This is a genomic window from Gemmiger qucibialis, from assembly GCF_027689445.1.
Lineage (GTDB): Bacteria > Bacillota > Clostridia > Oscillospirales > Ruminococcaceae > Gemmiger > Gemmiger qucibialis.
In genome coordinates this window covers 330,605-354,191 of sequence record NZ_JAQFEN010000002.1, presented here as the reverse complement: position 1 = coordinate 354,191, position 23,587 = coordinate 330,605, and the positions used below count along the sequence as shown (strand labels likewise).

General features: G+C 56.4%; 20 protein-coding genes and 1 riboswitch. Of the genes, 13 read left to right on the top strand and 7 right to left on the bottom strand.

What is annotated here, in order from left to right:
* Positions 1 to 382: 382 nt before the first annotated feature.
* The gene (locus tag PG062_RS05450) at positions 383 to 562 is read right to left on the bottom strand and encodes a DUF2613 family protein (protein ID WP_113998841.1); all 180 of its coding nucleotides are present in this window, start codon (positions 560 to 562) and stop codon (positions 383 to 385) included.
* A gap of 387 nt (positions 563 to 949) precedes the next feature.
* On the opposite strand from PG062_RS05450, the gene PG062_RS05445 reads away from it, so the two are divergent.
* From PG062_RS05445 to PG062_RS05385, 13 genes are all read left to right on the top strand, one after another.
* Positions 950 to 1,801 carry a bifunctional hydroxymethylpyrimidine kinase/phosphomethylpyrimidine kinase gene (locus PG062_RS05445; protein ID WP_270751511.1) on the top strand — a complete coding sequence of 284 codons (852 nt, stop codon included), beginning with the start codon at positions 950 to 952 and terminating at the stop codon, positions 1,799 to 1,801.
* Positions 1,802 to 1,824: 23 nt separating this feature from the next.
* Positions 1,825 to 2,322: a tRNA (cytidine(34)-2'-O)-methyltransferase gene (locus tag PG062_RS05440; protein WP_113998839.1), complete on the top strand. Its 498-nt coding sequence runs from the start codon at positions 1,825 to 1,827 to the stop codon at positions 2,320 to 2,322.
* A gap of 8 nt (positions 2,323 to 2,330) precedes the next feature.
* On the top strand, positions 2,331 to 3,239 hold the full coding sequence (locus PG062_RS05435; RefSeq protein ID WP_270751509.1) for a DegV family protein: 909 nt from the start codon (positions 2,331 to 2,333) through the stop codon (positions 3,237 to 3,239).
* 88 nt (positions 3,240 to 3,327) lie between these two features.
* Positions 3,328 to 4,755: an MATE family efflux transporter gene (locus PG062_RS05430; protein ID WP_270751508.1), complete on the top strand. Its 1,428-nt coding sequence runs from the start codon at positions 3,328 to 3,330 to the stop codon at positions 4,753 to 4,755.
* 17 nt (positions 4,756 to 4,772) lie between these two features.
* On the top strand, positions 4,773 to 5,114 hold the full coding sequence (locus tag PG062_RS05425; protein WP_113998836.1) for an arsenate reductase family protein: 342 nt from the start codon (positions 4,773 to 4,775) through the stop codon (positions 5,112 to 5,114).
* A gap of 482 nt (positions 5,115 to 5,596) precedes the next feature.
* Positions 5,597 to 7,075, top strand: a complete 1,479-nt coding sequence (locus PG062_RS05420) for an alpha-N-arabinofuranosidase (RefSeq protein ID WP_270751507.1) — start codon at positions 5,597 to 5,599, stop codon at positions 7,073 to 7,075.
* Positions 7,075 to 7,338: a DUF6171 family protein gene (locus tag PG062_RS05415; protein WP_113998834.1), complete on the top strand. Its 264-nt coding sequence runs from the start codon at positions 7,075 to 7,077 to the stop codon at positions 7,336 to 7,338. The genes PG062_RS05420 and PG062_RS05415 overlap by 1 nt, the downstream gene beginning before the upstream one ends.
* Before the next feature lie 150 nt (positions 7,339 to 7,488).
* A riboswitch (PreQ1-III riboswitch) is annotated at positions 7,489 to 7,582 on the top strand.
* Positions 7,583 to 7,591: 9 nt separating this feature from the next.
* Entirely contained in the window at positions 7,592 to 8,122 is a 531-nt protein-coding gene (locus PG062_RS05410; protein ID WP_270751506.1) for a QueT transporter family protein, read from the top strand.
* 33 nt (positions 8,123 to 8,155) lie between these two features.
* Complete coding sequence (locus PG062_RS05405; RefSeq protein ID WP_270751505.1) at positions 8,156 to 8,815, top strand: HAD family hydrolase; 660 nt, start codon at positions 8,156 to 8,158, stop codon at positions 8,813 to 8,815.
* Between the two features lie 28 nt (positions 8,816 to 8,843).
* Positions 8,844 to 9,758: a DMT family transporter gene (locus PG062_RS05400; RefSeq protein ID WP_270751504.1), complete on the top strand. Its 915-nt coding sequence runs from the start codon at positions 8,844 to 8,846 to the stop codon at positions 9,756 to 9,758.
* A gap of 179 nt (positions 9,759 to 9,937) precedes the next feature.
* The gene (gene secA / locus PG062_RS05395) at positions 9,938 to 12,808 is read left to right on the top strand and encodes a preprotein translocase subunit SecA (protein WP_270751503.1); all 2,871 of its coding nucleotides are present in this window, start codon (positions 9,938 to 9,940) and stop codon (positions 12,806 to 12,808) included.
* A 105-nt stretch (positions 12,809 to 12,913) separates the two neighbouring features.
* Complete coding sequence (locus PG062_RS05390; RefSeq protein ID WP_270751502.1) at positions 12,914 to 13,318, top strand: DUF3783 domain-containing protein; 405 nt, start codon at positions 12,914 to 12,916, stop codon at positions 13,316 to 13,318.
* Positions 13,315 to 14,373, top strand: a complete 1,059-nt coding sequence (locus PG062_RS05385) for an FAD:protein FMN transferase (protein ID WP_270751501.1) — start codon at positions 13,315 to 13,317, stop codon at positions 14,371 to 14,373. The genes PG062_RS05390 and PG062_RS05385 overlap by 4 nt, the downstream gene beginning before the upstream one ends.
* A 489-nt stretch (positions 14,374 to 14,862) precedes the next feature.
* Here the strand turns inward: PG062_RS05385 and rffA are convergent, their stop codons facing one another.
* The 6 genes from rffA to PG062_RS05355 form a co-directional block, all read right to left on the bottom strand.
* Positions 14,863 to 15,996 carry a dTDP-4-amino-4,6-dideoxygalactose transaminase gene (gene rffA, locus PG062_RS05380; protein WP_270751500.1) on the bottom strand — a complete coding sequence of 378 codons (1,134 nt, stop codon included), beginning with the start codon at positions 15,994 to 15,996 and terminating at the stop codon, positions 14,863 to 14,865.
* A 41-nt stretch (positions 15,997 to 16,037) separates the two neighbouring features.
* Positions 16,038 to 17,021, bottom strand: coding sequence for a glycosyltransferase family 2 protein (locus tag PG062_RS05375; protein WP_113998826.1), 984 nt, complete (start codon positions 17,019 to 17,021; stop codon positions 16,038 to 16,040).
* A gap of 73 nt (positions 17,022 to 17,094) precedes the next feature.
* Positions 17,095 to 18,627, bottom strand: coding sequence for a hypothetical protein (locus PG062_RS05370; protein WP_270751499.1), 1,533 nt, complete (start codon positions 18,625 to 18,627; stop codon positions 17,095 to 17,097).
* A 68-nt stretch (positions 18,628 to 18,695) separates the two neighbouring features.
* Positions 18,696 to 19,655: an NAD-dependent epimerase/dehydratase family protein gene (locus tag PG062_RS05365; protein ID WP_270751498.1), complete on the bottom strand. Its 960-nt coding sequence runs from the start codon at positions 19,653 to 19,655 to the stop codon at positions 18,696 to 18,698.
* Positions 19,656 to 21,497, bottom strand: a complete 1,842-nt coding sequence (locus tag PG062_RS05360; protein ID WP_270751497.1) for a thiamine pyrophosphate-binding protein — start codon at positions 21,495 to 21,497, stop codon at positions 19,656 to 19,658. It lies immediately after the preceding gene.
* A gap of 16 nt (positions 21,498 to 21,513) precedes the next feature.
* Positions 21,514 to 23,460: a glycosyltransferase family 87 protein gene (locus PG062_RS05355; protein WP_270751496.1), complete on the bottom strand. Its 1,947-nt coding sequence runs from the start codon at positions 23,458 to 23,460 to the stop codon at positions 21,514 to 21,516.
* Positions 23,461 to 23,587: the final 127 nt, after the last annotated feature.

The window sequence follows — 23,587 nt, the reverse complement described above, 5'->3', positions numbered from 1 at the left end:
GTTTGGGTCTGCCGCAGCGGGGCATGGGGTTCCGTTGCGGCATTTTGTTTGGGCAATACCGCATAATTCTAAGTGCCGATACGGCGAGCGAGGTGCGGCAGATGCCAAGCCAAAAGCGCAGATAATACTGGATGCTGCAAAGGTGAGCGCCGCCAGTGGCGGAAACAGCGAACCGAAGCAGGGGCAGCGGTCGCAGAGTGCGAGGGGCTTTTGCCCCCGAAGTACGATGCGGGTACCGCAACCCAACATTATCGAGCATTTTGGCAACGCAGATGCCGTGCCGCAGCTGCCGGAGCGGTGCTTAAGCCGCAAGACGGGAACTGTGCGGTGTTGCCTTTGCTTTTTTATGTAATGCACCGCCATCATACGCGGTGCATTTTTGTTATTTGGTGTAGCTTTCCACCATGCGGTCAAAGTCGATCAAAGCTTTTTCTGCCCCGCGGGAAAGTCTGTGCACGGTGCGGCGGATCTGGCGGTGGTCCTGTGTGGCGGCATATACGGCGGCACCGCCAATGGCCATCCCCACGGCGGCAGCGGCAACGGTCGGGATCATGTTTTCCATTTTGCATTGCTCCTTTTGGTGTTTTTGGCTTTGGGATGCCGGCTTTCCATTCATCCCAGCCTGGGGATAGTTTTTCCATACAGTTTCGTGGTTATACGTCTTTTTCTGCGGGGAAGTTTGTGGTAAAATCAGTACAGACGTTTGGAAAAGACGTTTTCAGCCGCCGCGCATTCACTTTCCTGCTGCGGGCTGACCTAAGGCAATACCGCATAATTCTAAGTGCCGATACGGCGAGCGAGGTGCGGCAGATGCTAAGCCAAAAGCGCAGATAATACTGGATGTCTTATCGAGCATTTTGGCAACGCAGATGCCGTGCCGCAGCTGCCGGAGCGGTGCTTAAGCCGCAAGGCGGGAATTGTGCGGTGTTGCCCTAAATTCGATATAGAAATGAGCGTTTTTCTTATGTCCAATGCACCTAAAACAGTTCTGTGCATCCATGATCTGCCCGGCTTTGGGCGGGCTGGGCTTTCGGTCATTGTGCCTGTGCTTTCGGCGCTGGGGGCACAGGCCGTTGCCGTACCAACAGCAGTGCTTTCCACCCACACGGGCGGGCTGGGCACCCCGGCCAAGCTGGCCAACCCCGGTTACGGCCCCGCAGCCCTGGAGCATTACCGCCGCCTTGGCCTGCGGTTTGACTGCATTTATTCCGGCTACCTGGCCGATGCCAGCCAGGCCAAGCTGGTAGAGCAGGCCATGGACCTTTGGCCGGACGCCTTGACGGTGGTTGACCCCGTGATGGGCGACCACGGCCGGATGTACCGCGGCCTTGCGCCGGAAATGGTGCCCGCCATGTATACCCTGTGTTCCCGTGCCAGCCTGATTCTGCCCAACACCACCGAAGCCGCCCTGCTGCTGGGCGATCCGATGCCCGGTGTGACTGGCGAAGCGGAATTGCATACCGCGCAGACCCAGGCGCAGCGTTTAACGCGCATCTGCCCGCGGGTGCTCATCACCGGTGTGGCCGCCGGGCGCGGCATTGCCTGCGTTGGGGCAGACCGTGCCACCGGCGAAAGTCTGGTGCGCACCCCCATGGTACCCAAGAGCTTCCATGGCACGGGGGATATTTTCGGCGCGGTGCTGGTCGGGCGGCTGCTGCAGGGCAATGTGCTGCCCGCCGCCGCACAGGCTGCCGCCGTGTTTGTAGCCGACTGCCTGAAAGCCACCCCTGATGAAGCGGATGAGCGCCTTGGCGTGTGGCTGGAAAGCGTGCTGCCCCGGCTGATGCAGAACCCGGAATAAGAAACAATAAGGATGTGTAAATTTTGCCAACTGTAAATATTGTACTGGTTGAACCGCAGATCCCCCAGAATACCGGCAATGTTGCGCGCACCTGCGCCGTGACCGGTGCCCGCCTGCACCTGGTTGGGCCGATGGGTTTCACGATCGATGATAAAAAATTAAAGCGCGCCGGTCTTGACTATTGGGGCCAGCTTGATATAACATATTATCAGGATCTGGATGCGTTTTTTGCGGCAAATCACGGCCCGTTCTTCTACTTTACCTCCAAGGGGCCGCAGCGCCATACCGACGCCCATTATCCGGATGGTTCCTATCTGGTGTTTGGCCGCGAGGACGCCGGCCTGCCGGAAGAGCTGCTGGCCGCTAACCAGCAGCAGTGCGTGCGCATGCCCATGCGCAAAGGCGAGCGCTGCCTGAACTTATCCAATGCTGTAGCTGTGGGGGTATACGAAGTTCTGCGCCAGTGGGACTTTGCCGACCTGGAAACACACGGCCAGCTGACCCGATTTGAATGGAAGTGAGAACAAAGATGAGTGATGTGAAAGTTGCTTTTTTAACGGATTCCTGCTCCGACATTCCGCAGGAACTGACCGATAAATACGGCATTGATGTGATTGGGTTCCACATTATGCTGGACGGCAAGGAATACCTGGAACGCAAAGACATGACCAACGACCAGTTCTATGAGATGATGCGCCAGTCCAAAAGCGTACCCACCACCGCCGCCATCACCCAGCTGGAATGGGTGGATATCTATGCCAAATATGTAGACGCCGGTATACAGGACCTTGTGCACCTGTGCATCAACGCCGGTGGTTCCAGCACATACAATAACGCCGTAAAGGCTGCCGAACTGCTGGAAGACGAGCGCCCCGGCCACAAGATGAAGATTCATCTGATCGATTCGCACACCTACTCCATGCCGTATGGCTGGTATCTGTGCGAGTGCGCCCGCAAGGTGCGTGCCGGTGAGCCGCTGGATGCCTGCCTGCGCGAAATGCAGGACAAGCTGGCCCGGGTGGAAATCTGCCTTGCCGCATACAGCTTAAAACAGATGAAAAAATCTGGCCGTGTTTCCGCCGCCGCTGCCGTTGTGGGCGATTTGATGGGCATCCGCCCCATCATCAGCCTGAATGATGGCATCAGCAAGGTGGAAGCCAAGGTGCGCGGTGACAACAACGTGCCGCCTGCCATGGTCAAGTGGGTCAAGAGCCGCGTGGACGATGTGAAGAAAATGCCTTACATGGTTGCTTACTCCAGCTCCACCGCCAAGCGTGACGAACTTGTCAAGCTGTGCAAAAAAGAGTTTGGTCATGCGCCGCTGCTGGTGTTCCAGCTGGGCTGCGTTGTGAGCGCCAACACCGGCCCGGATGGTATTGCCATTGTATTTGAAGGCAAGCCCCGCCGCCTTGTGGATTACGCGGTGCCGCTGCCGTAAAAAGGGGTTGCTTTTTTCTGCTCTTCCTGCCGCTGTGTGCGGGAAGAGCATTTTTGTTATGGTGTAAGACTTGTAAAACGGAGGATGTATGGAGCAAAAAAGTTTAACCCTGCGGGAGTGCCTGATCGGTGACCGCACCTTTTACCGCCATGTTGCGGTGGTGGTTCTGCCTATTATTGTGCAGAACACCCTGTCCAACGTGGTCAGCCTGCTGGATAATGTGATGGTTGGCCAGGTGGGCACCCTGCCCATGAGCGCCGTTGCCATCATCAATCAGCTACTGTTTGTGTTCAACCTGTGCATCTGGGGTGCGCTGGCCGGGGCGGGCATTTTTGGCGCCCAGTATTACGGCCAGGGCAACATGGAGGGCGTGCGCCAGACCCTGCGCATGAAACTGCTGATTGCGGTCGGCCTGCTGGTCATCGCGTTCGGAGTGCTGCTGGGGGCCGGGCGGCCGCTGATCGAACTGTATATTTCAGCCGACACCACCGCCGCCGATGCCGCCGCCACGATGGAGTATGCCCTGGGCTACCTGCGTGTGATGCTGGTGGGGCTGATTCCCTTTGCGCTGACTCAGGCTTACGCCAGCACCCTGCGGGAATCCGGCCAGACAACGCTTCCCATGCGCGCCAGCATGATTGCCATGGGCATCAACTTTGTGTTCAACGGCCTGTTGATCTTTGGCCTGTTCGGCTTTCCTGCTTTGGGCGTAGTGGGTGCCGGTATTGCCACTTCGCTCAGCCGCTTTGTGGAGTTTGTCATCGTGGTCAGCGGGGCGCACCGCAGTGCCGAGCGCTACCCGTTCATGGAAGGCGTGTTCCGCAATTTCCACATTGACGGCAATCTGGCCCGCCAGGTGGCGATCAAGGGTTTCCCCCTTCTGCTGAACGAATGCCTGTGGAGCATGAGCCAGGCCATGCTGCTGCAATGCTATTCCGTGCGCGGCATCCAGGCCATTGCCGCCATGAACATTACCAACACCATCACCCAGATTTTTAACGAAGTTTTCCTTTCGCTGGGCAATGCCACGGCCATTCTGGTTGGGCAGGAGCTTGGTGCCAGCCGCATGACCGGTGCACGCCGCACCGCATGGCGGATGATCACCCTGAGTGTTTCCAGCTGCGCGGTGATGGGCACGCTGCTGGCCCTGTTCAGCCCGCTGATCCCCCACATTTACAACACCGAACCAGCCATCCGGGAGCTTGCTTCCAGCGTGATCCGCACGGCGGCGCTGTGCATGCCGCTGTTCGCCTTTGCCAACGCTGCCTACTTTACGCTGCGTTCCGGCGGCAAAACGCTGATCACCTTCTTTTTTGACAGCTGCTATACCTGGCTGATCAACTTTCCCATTGCCTTTGTCCTCAGCCGCTATACGGCACTGCCGCTGCCCATCGTTTACCTGTTTGTGAACGGGGTGGATCTGCTCAAGTGCATCATCGGGTTTATTCTGGTCAAAAAGGGCGTGTGGGTCAATAACATTGTGGCATCCAGCCAGGATGTCCCGCAGGCAGACTGATGGCGGGAGGAAAACGCATGAACATCCAGATTTTTGGCACCAACAAAAGCTTTGACACCAAAAAGGCGCAGCGCTGGTTCAAAGAGCGGCGCATCAAGTTCCAGATGGTGGACCTGAAAGAAAAGGGCCTGAGCCGCGGTGAGTTTGACCGCGTGTGCCAGGCCGTGGGCGGCTGGCAGGCCCTGGTGGACGAAACCGCCAAAGACCAGGATACCCTTGCCCTGCTGCGCTGGCTGGACGAAAGCCAGCAGGCTGACAAACTATTTGAAAACCAGCAGCTTTTGCGCCAACCCATTGTACGCAATGGCCGCGCCGCCACAGTGGGGTACCGGCCGGAGGTTTGGGAGAAGTGGGAATAGAGTTCGGAGTTCGGAGTTCGGAGTTCGGAGTTCGGAGTTCGGAGTTCGGAGTTCGGAGTTCGGAGCATTGTATGCAGGCTGAGCCTTCCTGTCAACTGCTTTTTCTTGTAAATTTGCTTATTCTTGCTTTCTATTTGCTTCTTTGTTTGCTTTTATCTGCCCTGCATTTTGTGCTTCTGCCGGAATGCAGGGTTTATTTTTTATTTATAGGAGATTGACATAACGAACGGGGTTTGTTATAGTGCTTTTAGGTTCCTATTTCATGTTGCTTTTTATGGGCAATACCGCATAATTCTAAGTGCCGATACGGCGAGCGAGGCACGGCAGCTGCTAAGCCAAAAGCGCAGATAATACTGGATGTCTTATCGAGCATTTTGGCAACGCAGATGCCGTGCCGCAGCCATCGGAGCGGTGCTTAAGCCGTAAGGCGGGAATTGTGCGGTGTTGCCATAGGTATTTTTTTACTTTTGTGAGGTGTTTTTATGGCATGTATTTTTGTGAACGCCAACCGTTCGGTCGGCACCATCAACCCCAATATTTACGGTCAGTTTTCGGAGCATCTGGGCCGCTGCATCTATCAGGGCATTTATGTCGGTCAGGCTTCTGATATTCCCAACACCAACGGCATGCGCAATGATGTTGTATCCGCGCTGAAAGCCCTGCATGTGCCCGTGCTGCGTTGGCCGGGCGGCTGCTTTGCCGATACCTATCACTGGCGCGACGGCATTGGCCCCAAGGAGAACCGCAAAACCATTGTAAACACCAACTGGGGCGGCGTGACCGAGGATAACAGCTTTGGCACCCATGAATTTATGGAGCTGTGCCGCCAGATTGGCTGCGAAGCATATTTCAGCGGCAATGTGGGCAGCGGCACCGTGCAGGAATTTTCGGACTGGGTGGAATACTGCAACATGGGCGGCATTTCCCCCATGGCATCAGAGCGCCGCGCCAACGGGCAGGACGAACCGTTCAACGTAAAATACTGGGGCATTGGCAATGAAGCCTGGGGCTGCGGCGGCAGTATGCGTGCCGAGTATTATGCCGATTTGTGCCGCCAATATTCCACCTACCTGCGCAACTACTCGCCGGAGCACAAAATCTTCAAGATCGCATCCGGCGCCAACGTGGCGGATTACCACTGGACCAAAACCGTGATGGAGCGCGCCGGGCAGGCCGTAGATGCGGTATCACTGCATTACTATACCGTGCCCCATGAGGATTGGCAGCACAAGGGCTCGGCCACAGACTTTACCGATGAGGAATACTATACCACCCTGCACAAGACCCTGCAGATGGAAGAGCTGGTGGAGAACCACACCCGCATTATCAAGCAGTATCAGGGTGACCGCAAAGTGGGCCTGGCCGTGGATGAATGGGGCACCTGGTACGATGTGGAACCGGACACGAACCCCGGCTTCCTTTACCAGCAGAACACCATGCGCGATGCGCTGGTGGCGGCCATCAACCTGAATATCTTCAACAACCACTGTGATACCATCTGCATGGCCAACATTGCCCAGATGGTCAACGTGCTGCAGGCCATGATCCTGACCGAAGGCAGCAAGATGGTGCTGACCCCGACCTATCATATATTTGAAATGTACAAGGGCCACCAGGGTGCCAAGCAGCTGGAAAGCTATGCGGAGACCACCCTGCTGAACCACGATGACCAGGCGGTGCCCGATCTGCATGTCAGTGCCAGCCAGCAGGCAGACGGCAGTATTCTGGTCACTGCGGCCAACCTGAACGATACGGCAGCTATCCCTGTTACCTGCATGCTGGGCGGGGCCAAGCCCACCGGTGTAACAGCCCGCGTGCTGGCCGGTGCCCCCGCCGCCCACAACACCTTTGCCGCGCCGGAGCAGGTTGTCCCCGCGGAACTGAACACCAGCCTGACGGCGGACGGCTTTACCGCCACCCTGCCGCCGTGCAGCGTAGCCGCTTTTGTGGTGAACCAGTAATGGAAGCCCAGCCCAAGCGCTGCCGCCGCTGCTTATTGCAGGACATGGCGGACGAAAACGACTATTACGCCAGCGTGGTGCGCTACCGCGCCACCATGCCCCGCCGTGTGCGCACCCCGGATGCGGAATACACTGCCCGGCTGGAACATTGCCGCACTTGCCCCAGCCTTAACGCCGGGACCTGCATGCAGTGCGGCTGCTATGTGGAAATGCGCGCCGCCCGCACAGACATGCACTGCCCGCTGGATAACGCGCCCTGGTAACAAACCTCTCTATCATTTTCTCCCGCACCGGCAGCCCGCCCGGTGCGGGATTTTTTGTCTGCAAAGGCAGTATTTTGCTCTTTTGCTGCAATATTATGCCCCTTTCCCCCTTGTATCCCCCATTTTCATTTGTTATAATAACAATTTGTTGAGCAACTTAGGATTTTAGGCTCCGCCTGGTTTTCAGGCGCAAACCCACCCAAGCCTGGCGGTCTTGGGCGCGGTCAAAATCTATCCGCCGGAGTGTAATTTTATGTCTACTAGCAAAAACAAACTGTCCGTTCAAACCCTGGTACGCTGCGCCATGATCGCCGCAGTTTACACCGTGCTTTGCCTGGTATTGCAGCCGTTCTCTTACGGCGCGGTACAGGTGCGCGTGGCCGAAGCATTCTGCCTGCTGCCGGTGTTTGGGGCTGAATACATTGTGGGCGTTACCCTGGGCTGCCTGCTGGCAAACCTGCTGGGTTCCACCATGGTGGATGTGGTGTTTGGCACTGCCGCCACCCTGATTGCCTGCCTTGCCACCTATGCCCTGCGCAATGTGCGCTGGAAAGGGCTGGCAATTCCGGCGTCTTTCCCTCCTGTTATCGCCAATGCACTGATCGTTGGCGCGTTTGAAATCACTGTGTTCTTCTCGGATTCTGCCCCCACGGCCACCATGGCGGTATTCAACGCCGTTGCTGTTGGCGTTGGTGAGATCATCAGCTGCTGTGTGCTGGGTGTTGCCCTGGTCAAGCTGATTGAGAGCAACGAATCCCTGAACAAAATTTTTGCAGAACAATAACCGCTTTCCCTGTATTCATTAAAAGGAGCTGCCATGAAACCGAGCCTTGTTTTATGGGACTGGAACGGCACCCTGCTGGATGATGTTGCCCTTTGTGTGGACGCGCTCAACCGTCTGCTCCGCATCTATCATTACCCGCAGCAATACAGCCTTGCCCAGTACCGTGAGATTTTTGGCTTCCCGATTGAAGATTATTATATTCGCGCAGGGTTCGATTTTTCCAAAAACTCCTACAAAGAGCTTGCCGATGATTACATGCAGGATTACCTGGCCCGCGCCGGGGCCTGCCCGCTGGCAGAAAGTGCTGTGCCCGCCCTTTCCCTTTTGAAAGGTGCCGGGGTGCAGCAGGTCATTCTTTCGGCTTCCAACTTGCCGGTTTTGGAACAGCAGGTCATGGAGCGCGGAGTGCGCCCCTACTTTGACCGCCTGCTGGGGTTGGATAATATTTATGCCCGCAGCAAAGTGGAAGTCGGCCTGGCTTATCTGACTGAACGGAAGCAGCGCGGTGCCGTACCGGCGCAGGCTATTATGATCGGGGATTCTGTCCACGATTTTGAAGTTGCCCAGGCGCTGGGCGTGCGGTGTGTGCTGCAAACCGCTGGGCATCAGAGCGCACAGCAGCTGCGTGCCACCGGTGCCCCCGTTGTTCCGGATGTTTTGGCCGCTGCGCAGTATTGCCTGAACGAACTGTAACAAGTTTTGGGATAGGAGATCATAACGAATGACGGATAGCGTAAGAGGCGCTCTGCTGACAATGTTCGGCGGCATGTGCTGGGGTGTTTCCGGTTGCGTGGGGCAGTATCTGTTTACCCGCCAGGGCATGGATTCCACCTGGCTGGTGCCCATCCGGCTGTTTTTGGCCGGTGTGATTCTGTGCATCTATTACGGTGTGCGCAACTGGCGCCAACTGGTGAACCCCTGGCGCAGCTGGCGCAACGCGCGCGACCTTGTGATCTATGGCCTGGCTGGCGTCAGCTTTTGCCAGTTCACCTACTTTTTGACCATCCAGCTTTCCAGCGCCGGTGTGGGCACCATTTTGCAGGATCTTTCCCCCGTGCTGATTCTGCTGGTGGTCTGCATCCAGCAAAAGCGTGCGCCGCGGCTGTTTGAGGTGTTCTCCATTGTGCTGGCGCTGGGTGGTGTATTTATGCTGACCACCCACGGCAGCCTGACCAACATGGCGGTTTCGCCCGCTGCGCTGGTCGTTGGTATTATCAGCGCGTTCTGCGTTGTTATTTACACCATATGGCCCCAAAACCTGCAAAAACAGTACCCCACACCCATGCTGCAGGGTTGGGCATTCCTGATGGGCGGCACCTTCTTTGCGCTGGTGTTCCGCCCGTGGCGGATGAACTACGTACCCAACGCGGCCGGCATTGCCGGTATTGCGGCGGTCGTGCTCATCGGCAACGTGCTGGCGTTCAGCTGTTACATGAGCGGCGTCATGTACATTGGGCCGCAGAAATCCAGCTTGTTCAGCTTTGCGGAACCGGTTACGGCGGCCATCATCAGCACGCTGGTGCTCGGTTCCCCCTTTACCGTGTGGGACGCCATCGGCTTTGTTTGCATCTTTTTGATGCTGGTGCTGCTGTTCATCAGCAACGAAAAGCAGGCCAAAAGCGCTGCAAGCGCATGATAACCGGCCAAGTTTCAACAAAAGCCGCTGAAACAGTTTAATATTTGCATTTTACACCCGCGCAGGTTTGACACAGTACCCTGCGCGGGTGTATTATATTAAAGTATAGCATTGTATCCAACAGGGGTTCCCCTGCTGATCCATTCGCCGCCATGCGGCAGAAATACAGGTGTTTACTTATGTCTTTTATGGAAAAACTGTTCGGTAATTTTTCCGACAAAGAGCTCAAGCGCATCAAACCCATTGCCAACAAGGTGCTGGAACTTGAGCCCGAAATGCAGAAACTTACTGACGAAGAATTACAGGCCAAAACCCCGTACCTGAAAGAAAAGCTGAAAAACGGGGCCAGCCTTGACGATATCCTGCCTGAAGCGTTCGCCGTCTGCCGCGAAGCGGACTGGCGTGTGCTGGGCCTGAAGCCCTACCCGGTGCAGATCATCGGCGGCATTGTGCTTCATCGTTCCTGCATTGCCGAGATGCAGACCGGTGAAGGCAAGACCCTGGTGGCCACCATGCCCGTTTACCTGAATGCCCTGACCGGCGAAGGCGTGCATGTTGTTACCGTCAACGATTACCTGGCCAAGCGCGACAGCGAATGGATGGGTAAGGTTTACCGCTTTCTTGGCTTGACGGTCGGCCTGGTTATCCATGACGTACAGCCGCAGGACCGCCGCAAGGCTTACCTGGCGGATGTTACTTACGGCACCAACAACGAGTTTGGCTTTGACTACCTGCGTGACAACATGGTGGTTTACAAGGCCAGCATGGTGCAGCGCGGCCATGCTTACGCCATCGTGGACGAGGTGGACTCCATCCTGATTGATGAAGCCCGTACCCCGCTGATCATCTCCGGCAAGGGCGAAGATTCCAGCGTGATGTACAAGCGCGCGGACGACTTTGCCAAAACGCTGAAAAAGTCTGTCATCGTTGAACTGGACGACAAAGTGGAAGCCGATGAACAGGTTGACGGTGATTACGTTGTGGACGAAAAGCACAAGACCTGCACCCTGACCGAAAGCGGCGTTAAGAAAGCCGAAGCATGGTTCAATGTTGAGAACCTGGCCGATGCCGACAACATGACCCTGCGCCACTATATTGACGGTGCCATCAAGGCCCGCGGTGTGATGCACCGTGATACCGACTATATCGTGAAAGACGGCGAGGTCATCATCGTTGATGAATTCACCGGCCGTCTGATGTATGGCCGCCGCTTCAATGACGGTCTGCACCAGGCCATTGAAGCCAAGGAAGGTGTGACCGTTGCTGCTGAGAGCAAGACTTTGGCCAGCATCACCTTCCAGAACTATTTCCGCATGTACAAAAAGCTGGGCGGCATGACCGGTACGGCTTCCACCGAAGCGGACGAGTTCAGCGAAATTTACGGCTTGCAGATCGTATCCATCCCCACCAACAAGCCCCGCGCCCGCAAGGACCTGCCGGACAGCGTGTACAAGACCATCAACGGCAAGTATAATGCCGTGATCGAGCAGGTTGCCGAATGCCACGCCAAGGGCCAGCCCGTTCTGGTTGGTACCGTCAGCGTGGAAAAGAGCGAGGCGCTTTCCAAGCTGCTGAAAAAGCGCGGCATTGAGCACAATGTGCTGAACGCAAAGCAGCATGAGCGCGAAGCCGAAATCGTTGCACAGGCCGGTAAGCAGGGCGCTGTGACCATCGCCACCAATATGGCTGGCCGCGGCACCGATATCATGCTGGGCGGCAACGTGACCTATATGGCAAAGGCCACCCTGCGCAAAGAGCTGACCCGCCAGATGAATGCCGACCTGGAAGTGCTGAAGGACGAATACGAGCACGCCAAAGCCCGCGCCAAGGCACAGGGCCTGCCCATCCCCCCTGCCCCGGATACAGCCTATGAAGCAAAAGTTGAAATGCTGATGACCGAGTGCGACGGCCATGCCGACACCCAGGATGCTGATATTCTGGCTGCCCGCAAGCGCTTTGACGAGCTGGTTGCAGAATATGAACCGGAAGTCAAGCGCGAAGCCGAGGCTGTGCGCGAAGCTGGCGGCCTGTTCATCATTGGCACTGAACGCCACGAAAGCCGCCGTATTGATAACCAGCTGCGCGGCCGTGCCGGCCGTCAGGGCGACCCCGGTGCATCCCGTTTCTTCCTGAGCCTGGAAGATGACCTGATGCGCATTTTCGGCGGTGAGCGCGTGCAGGGCCTGATGGATACCCTGGGCCTGGACGAGGACATGCCCATCGAGAACAAGCTGATCACCAACACGATCGAGAGCGCCCAGAAAAAACTGGAAGCTTCCAACTTTGCCATCCGTAAGCAGGTGCTGCAGTATGACGATGTCATGAACCAGCAGCGCGAGATCATCTACAAGCAGCGTCAGATGGTGCTGGACGGCGAGGATATCTCCGACAAGCTGCACGAGATGATGAAGCAGTCCATCGACGAGACCTGCGAGTCCTTCCTGAGCGGCGAAACCGCCGACGATTGGGATTTTGCCGCCCTGCGCCGCCACTACCTGAACTGGCTGTGCCTGCCCACTGATTTTAACTACACTGCCGAGCAGCTGAATGATCTGAAGCGCGAGGATGTTGCCAAGGTGCTGTATGAGCGCGGCATGAGCATTCTGGAAAGCAAGGAGCAGAAGTACGGTGCCCCCATGATGCGCGAACTGGAGCGTATCTGCCTGCTGCGCAATGTTGACTCCAAGTGGATGGAGCACATTGACAACATGGACCAGCTGAAGCAGGGCATGAGCCTGCGCGGTTACGGCCAACGCGACCCCATTGTGGAATACCGCATTGAAGGCTTTGCCATGTTTGACGAGATGATCGCCACCATCCGCGAGGATGCCGTACACATGCTGCTGACCATTGAAGTGCGCCAGCAGAACCAGGAGCCGAAACGCGAACAGGTTGCCAAGCCCACCGGCGAAGGCGCACCGGCTCAGGCTGGTGCCAAGGGTGCCACCCCTGTGCGCGTGACCAAGATTGGCCGCAACGATCCCTGCCCCTGCGGCAGCGGCCTGAAATGGAAAAAATGCACCTGCAAAGAGTATCACCCTGACCTGTAATTGAACCTTTTCCACCGTGCGGCGCGGGGCTGACCCCTGCGCCGCACATTTTGATTTTATGATTGCTGCCTGCCCGGCTGCGGGCAGGCATAACGAGGTATTGTTATGAAAGCCAGAATCCAGCAGGAACCGCGCTGTGTGCTGCTGTGGCAGGTTGCCCCCGGCAGTGCCGAGCACGCCGCGGTGGAACACGCCGCACGCCTGAGCCGCCTGAAAGTCCGCCTTTTGACCGCCGCCGACCTGGGCACCACCATGGAAGCCCTTTGCACCGGGCGGCACACTGGCGGTGAAGCCGCCCCCGCCCCGGATGTACCGGAGCGCCCGGCCATGATTGTGAGCGGGCTGCGGCATGACAACGGCGATCTGGGCCAGTTTGTGGATGAAGTGCGCCGCGGCGGGGCGGTGATCCCGCTGCGCGCCATGGTAACCCCCACCAGCCGCGGCTGGACCCTTGCTGCCCTGCTGGCCGAACTGAACCGCGAGCATGAACACGTGGGAGGCCAGGCATGAAGCGCCGCCTGACCTGTGCGGTGCTGGCGCTCTGCCTGCTGCTGAGCGGCTGTGCGGCAACTGGAACCACCAGCCCTCAGCGCTACAGCGTAACTTGGTGGGATGTGTTTGACACCGTTACTGTCATCAGCGGCTATGCCGACAGTGAAGCCGACTGGAACACCCAGATGACCGCCCTGCATGCAGACCTGCTGCGGTATAACCAGCTGTATGATATTTACAACCACTATGACGGCATGACCAACCTGGCGGATGTAAACGCCGGAGCCGCCGCTGCCCCCGTTGCCGTTGAGGATGAGATTATGAACCTGCTGACCTTCGCGCAGGAGATGTACCAGGCAACGGACGGTGCCTGCAATGCCGCTGCCGGGGCGGTGCTGCGCTACTGGCACGATGCCCGCACCGCCGCGGGCGATGGAGCCGAGGTAAGTGCCGATATCCTGCCCAAAACCGCCGACCTGCAGGCTGCGGCTGCCCACTGCAATATGGATGATTTGATTTTGAACCAGAATACCGGGACGGTGTATTTTGCAGACCCGGAATTGCAGCTGGACGTTGGCAGCATTGGCAAAGGCTATGCGGTGGAGCAATGCGCCCAGGCAGCCGAAGCCCGCGGCCTGACCAGCGCCCTGTTGAACGTGGGTGGCAATGTGCGCGCCATTGGCACCAAGCCCAACAGCGGGCCCTGGGTTGCCGGGGTCGATAACCCCTGGCCGGATCAGGACGGCCAATACGCTACCGCAAGCTATGTGGATACTGTGGAGTTGCAGCCGGGGCAAAGCCTTGTGATCAGCGGAGACTACCAGCGTTACTTTACCGTGGACGGTGTACGCTACCACCACCTGATCGACCTGACCACCCTGCAGCCTGCCCGCTACATGAACAGCGTTGCCATTGTAAGCAGTGACAGCGGCCTGGGGGATGCGCTTTCCACCGGTGTGTTCTGCATGCCGGTAGAAAAAGGGCAGGCTTTGATCGAGCAACTGGATGGTGTGGAGGCCCTGTGGATGCTGAGCGATGAAACCATGCTGCAAAGCAGTGGGTGGGGAAAGTGAACGGCATTATTTCCCTGTAGAAACCTTGGGCAATACCGCACAATTCCCGCCTAACGGCTCAAGCACCGCTCCGGCAGCTGCGGCACGGCATCTGCGTTGCCAAAATGCTCGATAATGTCGGGTTGCGGTACCCGCATCGTGCTTCGGGGGCAAAAGCCCCTCGCACTCTGCGACCGCTGCCCCTGCTTCGGTTCGCTGTTTCCGCCACTGGCGGCGCTCACCTTTGCAGCATCCAGTATTATCTGCGCTTTTGGCTTGGCATCTGCCGCACCTCGCTCGCCGTATCGGCACTTAGAATTATGCGGTATTGCCCTTGGTTTTTTATACAAACAGGCAAGCGTTTCGTACCCCGTACCATGACCTCATCGTTCCGTGGAGAACTTTCGTTTAATTTTAAAAGAACAAACAGAAAAATCCGTATCCTCCTGCCCTGCTTGGCATTCGGGATACGGATTTTTGTTATATTGCTGATTTCATGCACTGGGCATGTTATTTCTGTGCAAAAAAGTCTTTGACCACCTGCACCACGGCTGCGCGGTCATCTTCGGTCAGACCATAGTACAGCGGCAGGCGGGTCAGGCGGTTGCTTTCCTTTGTGGTGTATTCATCCACACCGGCAAAGCGGCCGTATTGGATGCCCGCCGGGGCGCTGTGCAGCGGCACATAATGGAAAGACGATGCCACACCGTGGGCTTTCAAATAGGCAATGAACTCGGTGCGCTGTTCCAGGTCCCGCAGCTTGACATAGAACAAATGCCCGTTATGCACACAGCCTTCCGGCACGGTGGGCAGCTCCAATAGGCCTGCTTCAGCCAGCGGTGCCAGCTCCTGTGCGTAATAATCCCAGCTTTGGGTACGGTCTGTATTGATGGTATCGGCCTGTTCCAGTTGTGCCCACAGGTAAGCGGCATTCAGATCACTGGGCAGGTAGCTGGAGCCATAAGAAACCCAGGTGTATTTATCTACCTGGCCGCGCAGAAAACTGGCGCGGTTGGTACCCTTTTCCCGCAGGATTTCGGCCTTGGTCACGGTTTCGGGGTCATTGATGACCAGTGCGCCCCCCTCTCCCATTGAGAAGTTCTTCGTCTCATGGAAAGAGTAGCAGCCAAAATCACCGATGGTGCCCAGCGCCTTGCCTTTATAACTGGCCATCACGCCCTGGGCGGCATCTTCCACCACCTTCAGGTTATGGCGGCGCGCAATCTGCATGATGGTATCCATATCGCAGGCCACACCGGCATAGTGCATCACGCAGATGACTTTGGTTTTTTCGGTAATGGCGGGTTCAATTTTTGCTTCGTCAATGTTCATGGTGTCCGGGCGGATATCCACAAACACCAGCTTGGCCCCAGCTAAAACAAAGGCCGTTGCCGTGGAAGAAAATGTGTAGCTGGGCAGGATCACCTCGTCGCCGGGCTGGATGCCGCACAGCAGGGCAGCCATTTCCAGCGCGGTGGTACCGCTGGTGGTCAGCAGCACCTTGCCCGCATGGAACCGCTGTTCCATCCATTCATCACAGCGGCGGGTAAAAGGGCCATCGCCGCAGATCTTATTGTTGGCCATGGCCTGGCGCATATAGTCCAGCTCTGTACCAACCTGCGGGGGAATATTAAAAGGAATCATTGTTTTACTGTCAACTCACAATCTATTATAACCACTCGGTCTTACTGGGCGCGGGTAGTATCACTTTCCGGCGTTTCGGGTTCAAAATTCAGCCGCTTTTCTTCCACCACCAGGGGGCGATCCATAATACGGGCGTTCATTGCCATGATGTACTCGCCCAAAAATCCCAGAAAGGTCAGCTGCACACCGCCCACAAAGAACACGGCAATAATCATCGGGGCATAACCCGCAGCAAAGGTATTCCAGTGGATCAGCTTTGCCACCAGGAACACAAGCCCCAGGATAAAGCTGACCGCCGCGCAGAAAAAGCCGAAGAACTCCGCCATCCGCATCCCAATCTTGGTGTAGCTGGTAAAGCTGAGCATGGCGGCATCAAACAGGCTGTACCAGTTGTTGTGGGTCTTGCCTGCCCGGCGCTTGGGCTGGGTGTATTCAATCTCCTTGCGCTCGGGGCCAAGCTCCGCCACAATCCCGCGCAAAAACGGGGTGGGGTCGTGCAAATCACGCAGGGTCTGGATAAAGCTTTTATCGTACAGGCCAAACCCGGTAAACTGCTCGATCATTTCCACATTGCTCATCTTTTTGATGGTTTTGTAGTAACAGTCCCGCAAAAAGTACATGACAGGGTTTTCCTGGCTGGTGGTCTTTTTGCCGATTACAATTTTGTAGCCTTTTTCCCATTCAGCCACAAACTTTGGAATCATCTCCACCGGGTCCTGGAAGTCCGCGCAGATGGTAATGGTGCAGTCCCCTGTGGTATGGATCATACCGTAATAGGGGCTGTTGAACTGACCAAAGTTCTTGCTGTTAAAAATGGCTTTGACCTTGGGATCCTGCGCGCAGATGTCCGTAATGATCCGGCGGGTACGATCCTGGCTTTTATTATCAATAAAAAGGATCTCATAGTCATAATCCGGGCAGTCCTTCCGAATCTCATCCCGCACCGCCTCATAGATGGGGCGGGCGTTCTCCTCCTCGTTATAGGTAGGGATCATAACAGAGATGACTTTTTTCTTCTCGCTCATGCAGGTTTCATTCCTTTAAGTTTAGTCTTTGGCCCACTGCCGCAATAGCCGGGCAGACCCTTATCACTATACACTATTTTGCAAAATAGGTAAAGAACAATTTATTTTCGCAGTTTTGCGTTTCAAAGTTCAGGCTTACAGGGCGGTCCGCCAGGGTGTAGGGCTCCTCGTTTTCCAGGCAGAAAGTCCCCTCTTTGGCAATGTGGCAGATGCCGCGGTAAATTTCCATGGCCGGGGTGCAGGCACCGATCAGCAGCGTTGCCGCCAGCAGAATGGTCACGGCATGCTGTGCAAGCGTACCGTCCCGCCATTTGGTGCCCACCAAGGCGATAAAGTACCGGGCACAGAGGGTCATCAGGATAAAGATAGCCGGGATGGACACCCGCATGCAGAAATCGCACCCCTGTCCCACCTTAAAGAACGGAATGATGAAGAGCGACACGGCGCAGGTATAAAACAGCCAGCTGCGGCGGTTCTGCCGCCAGAGCAGCAGCAGATAGATGCCGGCATCCAACAGGTAAAATACCAACATGCCTTTTTGCAGGCTGGTCAGAACGTTTTGGCCAAAAGTCTGCTGCGCTGCCTGGTTCCCGGCGACAGTTTCGCCCAGAACGCTGTAACCAAAGGCGTTATTGGCCAAAAAATAACTGGCCGTAATGCTGAGCACCACAACCAGCACCAGCACATTGGCCGGGGAGAACGCCGATTGCAGCACGCCTTTTTGACGCTGTGCCAGCAGAACAATGCCGCGCACCACCATAAAAATAACCAGCCCCACAAATGGGAAAGGGCCGCACATCAGGCAGGCCGTGCCCAGCAGCAGGTAGTTGCGGCAGTCTTTCTCCTGCAAAAAGCAGACGGTTGCCAGCCATGCCCCCACTGTCTGGTTGAACACCCAGAACAGGCAGGTCGTCAGGGAGCTGAACTGGAAATCATTCGTCCACCATTCCAGGTGCATAGCGTCATAGGCCAGCAGGTCCGGCAGTCGGCTGCTGTACAGCGCGCCCAGAATATCCATGCCGCTGAAGAAAATCAAAAACAGCAGGCCGATCCCCTGCTTTTTGCCGGTATCGGCACGCAGGTAGACCAACAAGTTCAGCGCCGCCAGATAGGTGCCCAGCGCCGTCCACCCCCAAAGGGCCATACGGGCGAACATCCAGGCGGCATCCAGCCCAAACAGGGCGTATACCGGTTTGGTCAGCGCCGCCGGGACCAGCCAGTGCCCGATATAATACACCAGCGCCGTATCCTTTTGCGGGTAATACACCGGCCAGCTGTTTGTGATCAGATCCCGGTAAATGGCGTTGCGGTAACCCCAGTCCGAGTTCTGGTAAAAAAAGCCCGTCTGACCGCCCAGGTAGCCCCACAACAGCATCAGGGCAAACAGCAGCACCAGCTTTGGCACCGAAAGCGTAATGCCCTGCTCTTCTTGCCCCACTTGCTTAACCTGCGGCGTTTTGCACACGGCATACCACCAGGCAAAGGCCAGCACGGCCAGGCCCGCAACGGCAAACGGCGCGCGGAGATACCCCGCAAAAAACACCGCCAGCGGCGCGGTGAGATAGGATAAGGCAAACGGCTTTAACTTTTGGTAGGTCAACTGCATAAATACTGTCTGGCTCCTGTTCGTCCATGCGGGTCCTGCCCGCACGGACGGGGTTATTCCTTATTGGCTTAATTGGTTTGCTTTTGCGTTTTTGCCCACGCAATGGTGGCGCGGATGCCATCGGCAAAGGCGGTGCGCGGCGCAAAGCCGGTATCCGCCGCAAGCTGGGTGATATCCGCCTGCAAAAACATGACCTGCTGCGGCCCGTAAGGGATTTTGCCCAGGCCAAGCGGCAGGGACAGGTCGATGGCATCACGCAGGGTCTCAATATATTCCCGCAGGGGGCGGGCGGTGCCGCTGCCCACCGGGTACACGGCACCGCTGCGGCCATGGCAGGCCATGCGGTACAGTGCATCCGCAGCATCGGCGGAGTAAAGATAATCCCACTTCTGCTCCCCTGCCGTCAGGTCCGGGCACTGCCCGGCCAACAGTTTTTGGATGGTGGCGGAGATCATCGTGTTGGGGCCGTCATGCGGGCCGTAAACCGAAAGGATACGCGCCCACACATGGTCCATGCCCAGGGCGGCGGCCTCGGTACGGCTCATCTGGCCTGCACACAGCTTGGCCATGCCGTACCCGTTTTCGGGGTTTGTGGGGGTATCGGCCCGCAGAACACCGTCCACACGGCCATACTCTGCCTGGCTGCCGGTACCAACAAACACACGGCAGCCCATTGCCGCCGCGGTGCGCACGGCATCAATGGTATAGCGGATATTCTCAATCTGAGCCGGCATATCATTGCGGCCCGCGCCAATGGTGTGCGCCCACGCCAGGTGGAAAAAGGCATCCGCCTGCACGGGCAGCCCGGCTTCGGCCATGCACTGCGGCAAATCCGCCAGGCTGGCGGCATCGCAGGCAACTACATACAGGTTTGCATCCTTGGGCAGCGCTACGGCCCGCGGGCTGCCGGGGCGGCAGACCGCTACCACGGTGCAGCCAGCCTGCAACAACCGGCTGCACAATGCTGTGCCCACGGCCCCGGTGGGGCCGGTTACGATTACGGTTTTAATGTTACGTTCTATCATCATTCACTGCTCCGGCACCAGGGGGATAAACATCTGCTTTTCCAGCTCTTCCCGCGGCAGGAACGGTGCCAGGTCCTCCAGCGGCGGGCTGACCAGTGTGCCGTCCGGCAGGCGCTTGGTGGCACTCTTCGGCTCCCAGACCTGCCGGGTATCGGTAAAGATCTCGCAGAAAGTCGGGCCTTCTGCGGCAAGGGCGGCATCCACCACCTGTTTCATCTCAGCGTTGGAATGTGCGCAGGAATACGGGTAGCCGAACGCTTCGGCAATTTTGCGGAACTCCGGGAAGGACAGATCCCCGCTCTCCGGCCCAATGCCGATCTTGCAATGGTCTTTGAACAGGTTGTTCTGGGTCAGGCGGATGGAGTGGTAGCCGTTATTGTTGATGAGGAAAATCTTGATCGGCAGCTTATTTGTCAGGATGGTCTGCAATTCCTGCAGGTTCATCATGATAGAGCCATCGCCTTCCAGGCAGATGGTGGTACGGCGGCCGCCTGCAATGCAAGTGCCAATGGCGGCGGGCAGGCCGTAACCCATGCTGGCAATGGCGCTGTTGTTGGCCATGCGGCTGCCTTTTTGGATGACATACGCCTGATTGCCCACCACGCAGCAGGCGCCGTTGGAAACTGCGGTCAGGCTGTTTTCCGGCAGGCGGGAACTGAGGTAGCGCACAAAGGCGTACACATTGGCGGTGGTGCCGTTTTCTTCCCACTGGCGCGGCAGCACGGCGGGGTAATCTTTTTTCCATCGCTGGCAGGTTGCCAGCCAGTCCGCTGCCTGGCTGACAGGGGTCAGCGGCGCTGCGGCGGCATCCAGCTTTTGCAGAAAGTCCTTGGCATCCGCCCACACGGGGTGCTCCACATGCAGGGTGTGCTTTTTCATCTCGGCGCGGTCAATATCCACCATGATGACTTCCGCCGCGCGGGCCCAGGTTTTCCAGTTATAGCCCACCTGGCGGATGGAAATGCGGGTGCCCACAGCCAGAATCAGGTCTGCGTTCTGGATAGCCCAGTTGCCGGGGCGGTCGCCCATATTGCCGGCACGACCGCAGTAAAGCGGGTTTTCGTCCTCGATCAGGTCCACGGCGTTCCAGTAGGTCACAATGGGGATGTTCAGCTTTTCCGCCACGGCGCGGAACACTGCGTACCCACCGGAAAGTCGGATGCCGTATCCGGCGTGGAACACCGGGCGCTTGGCGTGGCGGATCTTTTCCAGCACCATCTGCACGGTGGCATCGTCCACCGGGGGCGGCAGCCGGGCATCGTCCTGCGCCGGGTCATAGCCGGGCAGGCTGTCGGTTTCAATGTAGCCGCCCTGATAGTTGACCGGGATATCGATCCACACCGGGCCGGGGCGGCCGGTGGTTGCCAGGTGCCAGGCTTTTTCCAGCACATAGCGGATCTGGTTCGGGTCTTCCAGCATGGTGGCGTATTTGGTCATGGGGGCAACAGATTTGGTGATATCGTATTCCTGGTCGCCCACCGCGCGCAGGGGCAGGCCATCGGTAAACTGCGCGGCATAGCGGGCCGTGGTATCGTACCGAACCTGGCCGGAGATTACAAACATAGGGATGGAATCCAGCCAGCCGCCCACCACACCGGTCAGGGCGTTGGTGCCGCCGGGGCCGGTGGTAACGCACAGGGCGGCAATTTTGTTATCAATGCGGGCGTATGCTTCCGCCGCAATGGCACTTGCCTGCTCGTGATGGTTATAGGTAACATGCAACGCCGGGTGGTGGCCCAGTGCATCATTCAGATGCATGGCGCCGCCGCCCACCACGCTGAACACATCCGTAACGCCGTGCGCCGCAAGAAAATCGGCCACATAATCGGCCAGACGCTGTTTCATTGAGAGTGTCCTCCTTTTATTTAATCCGTTCAAGCTGCGGCTGAACCATTACAAAATACAAAGTTCTGGAATCCTGCGGGGCATCGACCCGCTTGCCGCTGTAGCTAATATCGATTGTACTTTCACCAAAAGGAACATCCACGGTATAGCGGATTTTCATGTTTTCCTGGCTGACCACAAAGGTCTGGCTACTGTCACCGAAGGTAATGGTAATGCTGGGGCGGTCAGAAATATCAAAGAAATAATCCCCCACTGTAAAGGTAAAGGTGTACCTTTCCGTATTCAGCTGCGGGTTTACCAGTTTGATCTCCGCACTTTTCTTGCACCAGTAAAACGGCAGCTCTTTGTTGGAGTTTTCAGGAGTATAATATTCTGTGTTATAAATGCCATTCCCCAGCTGCATGGTAATAGACGGCGCATTATACAGCACCCACACGCCATAGAAAACGGCAAGGGAAACTGCCAATGCCCCCAGTGAAGCGCCGAAAGTAACCAGCGTGCTGCGTGCAGCTTTTTTATCTAGTTTTGATTGTTCAGGCTTTTGGGTTTTCAGCGCTGCCAACACATAATTTACTGCCTGTACAACGCCCCAGATGATAGCTGTCAGTATTGCCAACTGTACAATGGTGTTGCGAATATAAGAGTTACGCTCTTCAAAGATTGGAAGCGGCAGATTAAATACCATCAAAACCGCAAAAGGCAATATATTTTGACGTGTCATCACCTTTTCCTGTGCAAGAAAATACGCCAGTGGAATCAGCGCCATGCAGTAAATATAGTTGCCCTGGCTTTGGTACATCATAGCCACGGTAATCAGCAGCAACGCCTGCCATTCCTGGCGGCAGAGCAGAGCACACACAACCAGTACCGCCGCCACAGCAAAGGCTGCTGCAAAAAAAGATACCGTTGCATTGCTGGTTCCGGCAATCAGGTCCACCAGATGCGCCCCATGTGCGAACATGCTGTTGATGCCATTGCCTGCCCAAGGTGTTTTACTTTTACTTCCAAAAGAGAACAAAATCTTCAGCCAAAGCTGCAAGCCGTACACGCCCTCCTGGAAGGCAAACACCGGGAGCACCAACGCTGCAATGCCATAAAACACCGTGCGGATTGCTGCTTTGAAATCCCGGTTTCTTAAAAGCATAACACCTAAGAATGCGGGATAAATTTTAAGTCCGGCTGCTACTGCCAGTGCAACCAATGCCAGTTCCCGCACCCATGCGCGCTTTGAACGGTGATACATGACGAAAAAAAGCGAAAGCCCCGCCGCCAGCAAAATAATATTGCCGCGGTCTACCGCATTAAGCACACCAAAGCTGAACAAGGCAAAAAACGTACTGGCCCTGGCCCACTGGGCATTTTGCATCACGTCACGGAGCAAAACCGCCAGCAAAAGAACCGCCAGCACCACAAAAAAGACGTATAGCAAAAAGCACGACTGTGTTGTGCGTAAATCAGTTTCTGTGCCGCGCATGGCAACTGACGCCTCAAAGTCATAGGTCCAGTTATCAGATACCGAAGCAGGCACCAGTAAAAACAGGGCATAAAAGAACAAATTTGCCAAGGGCGGATACAGTGTGTCAAACACCGCATACGGCTGGCGTCCACGAACATATTCAATGCTATGGAAAAAATCCATGCCGGCATCCAGTGTATCATGGTATAAAAAGTACGAAAGAAAATCACCATGGGTAACATACAGCGTTACCATAACCACAATGGCACACACTGCGCTGAGTACACAGTACAGCTTGGCCGTTTTTTTCCAGAACGGATTGCTCCCTCTTCCTTTTTTACCAAAAAGGTCTTTTCCCCGTTTCGTGTTATTCTCTTTCAGCACGCGCTGGCTGTTGCATTCATTCTGGCCATAATTCAGTCCCATCTGCACCGATTTGTTATCTTCCGGCAACAGCTGATCTAATCCAATGCTGATACCAGATTTATTCTCGTTATTTGTTGTCATGTTGTCCATACACAGCCTTGCCCTATTTCTGTTCCCGGTTATGTATCAGATGTTCCCTGGTTTCCCATATTTTTTTACCGATATATTTTGCAGTCTTATTTTCAACAATAAAGCACCGCCAACCAAC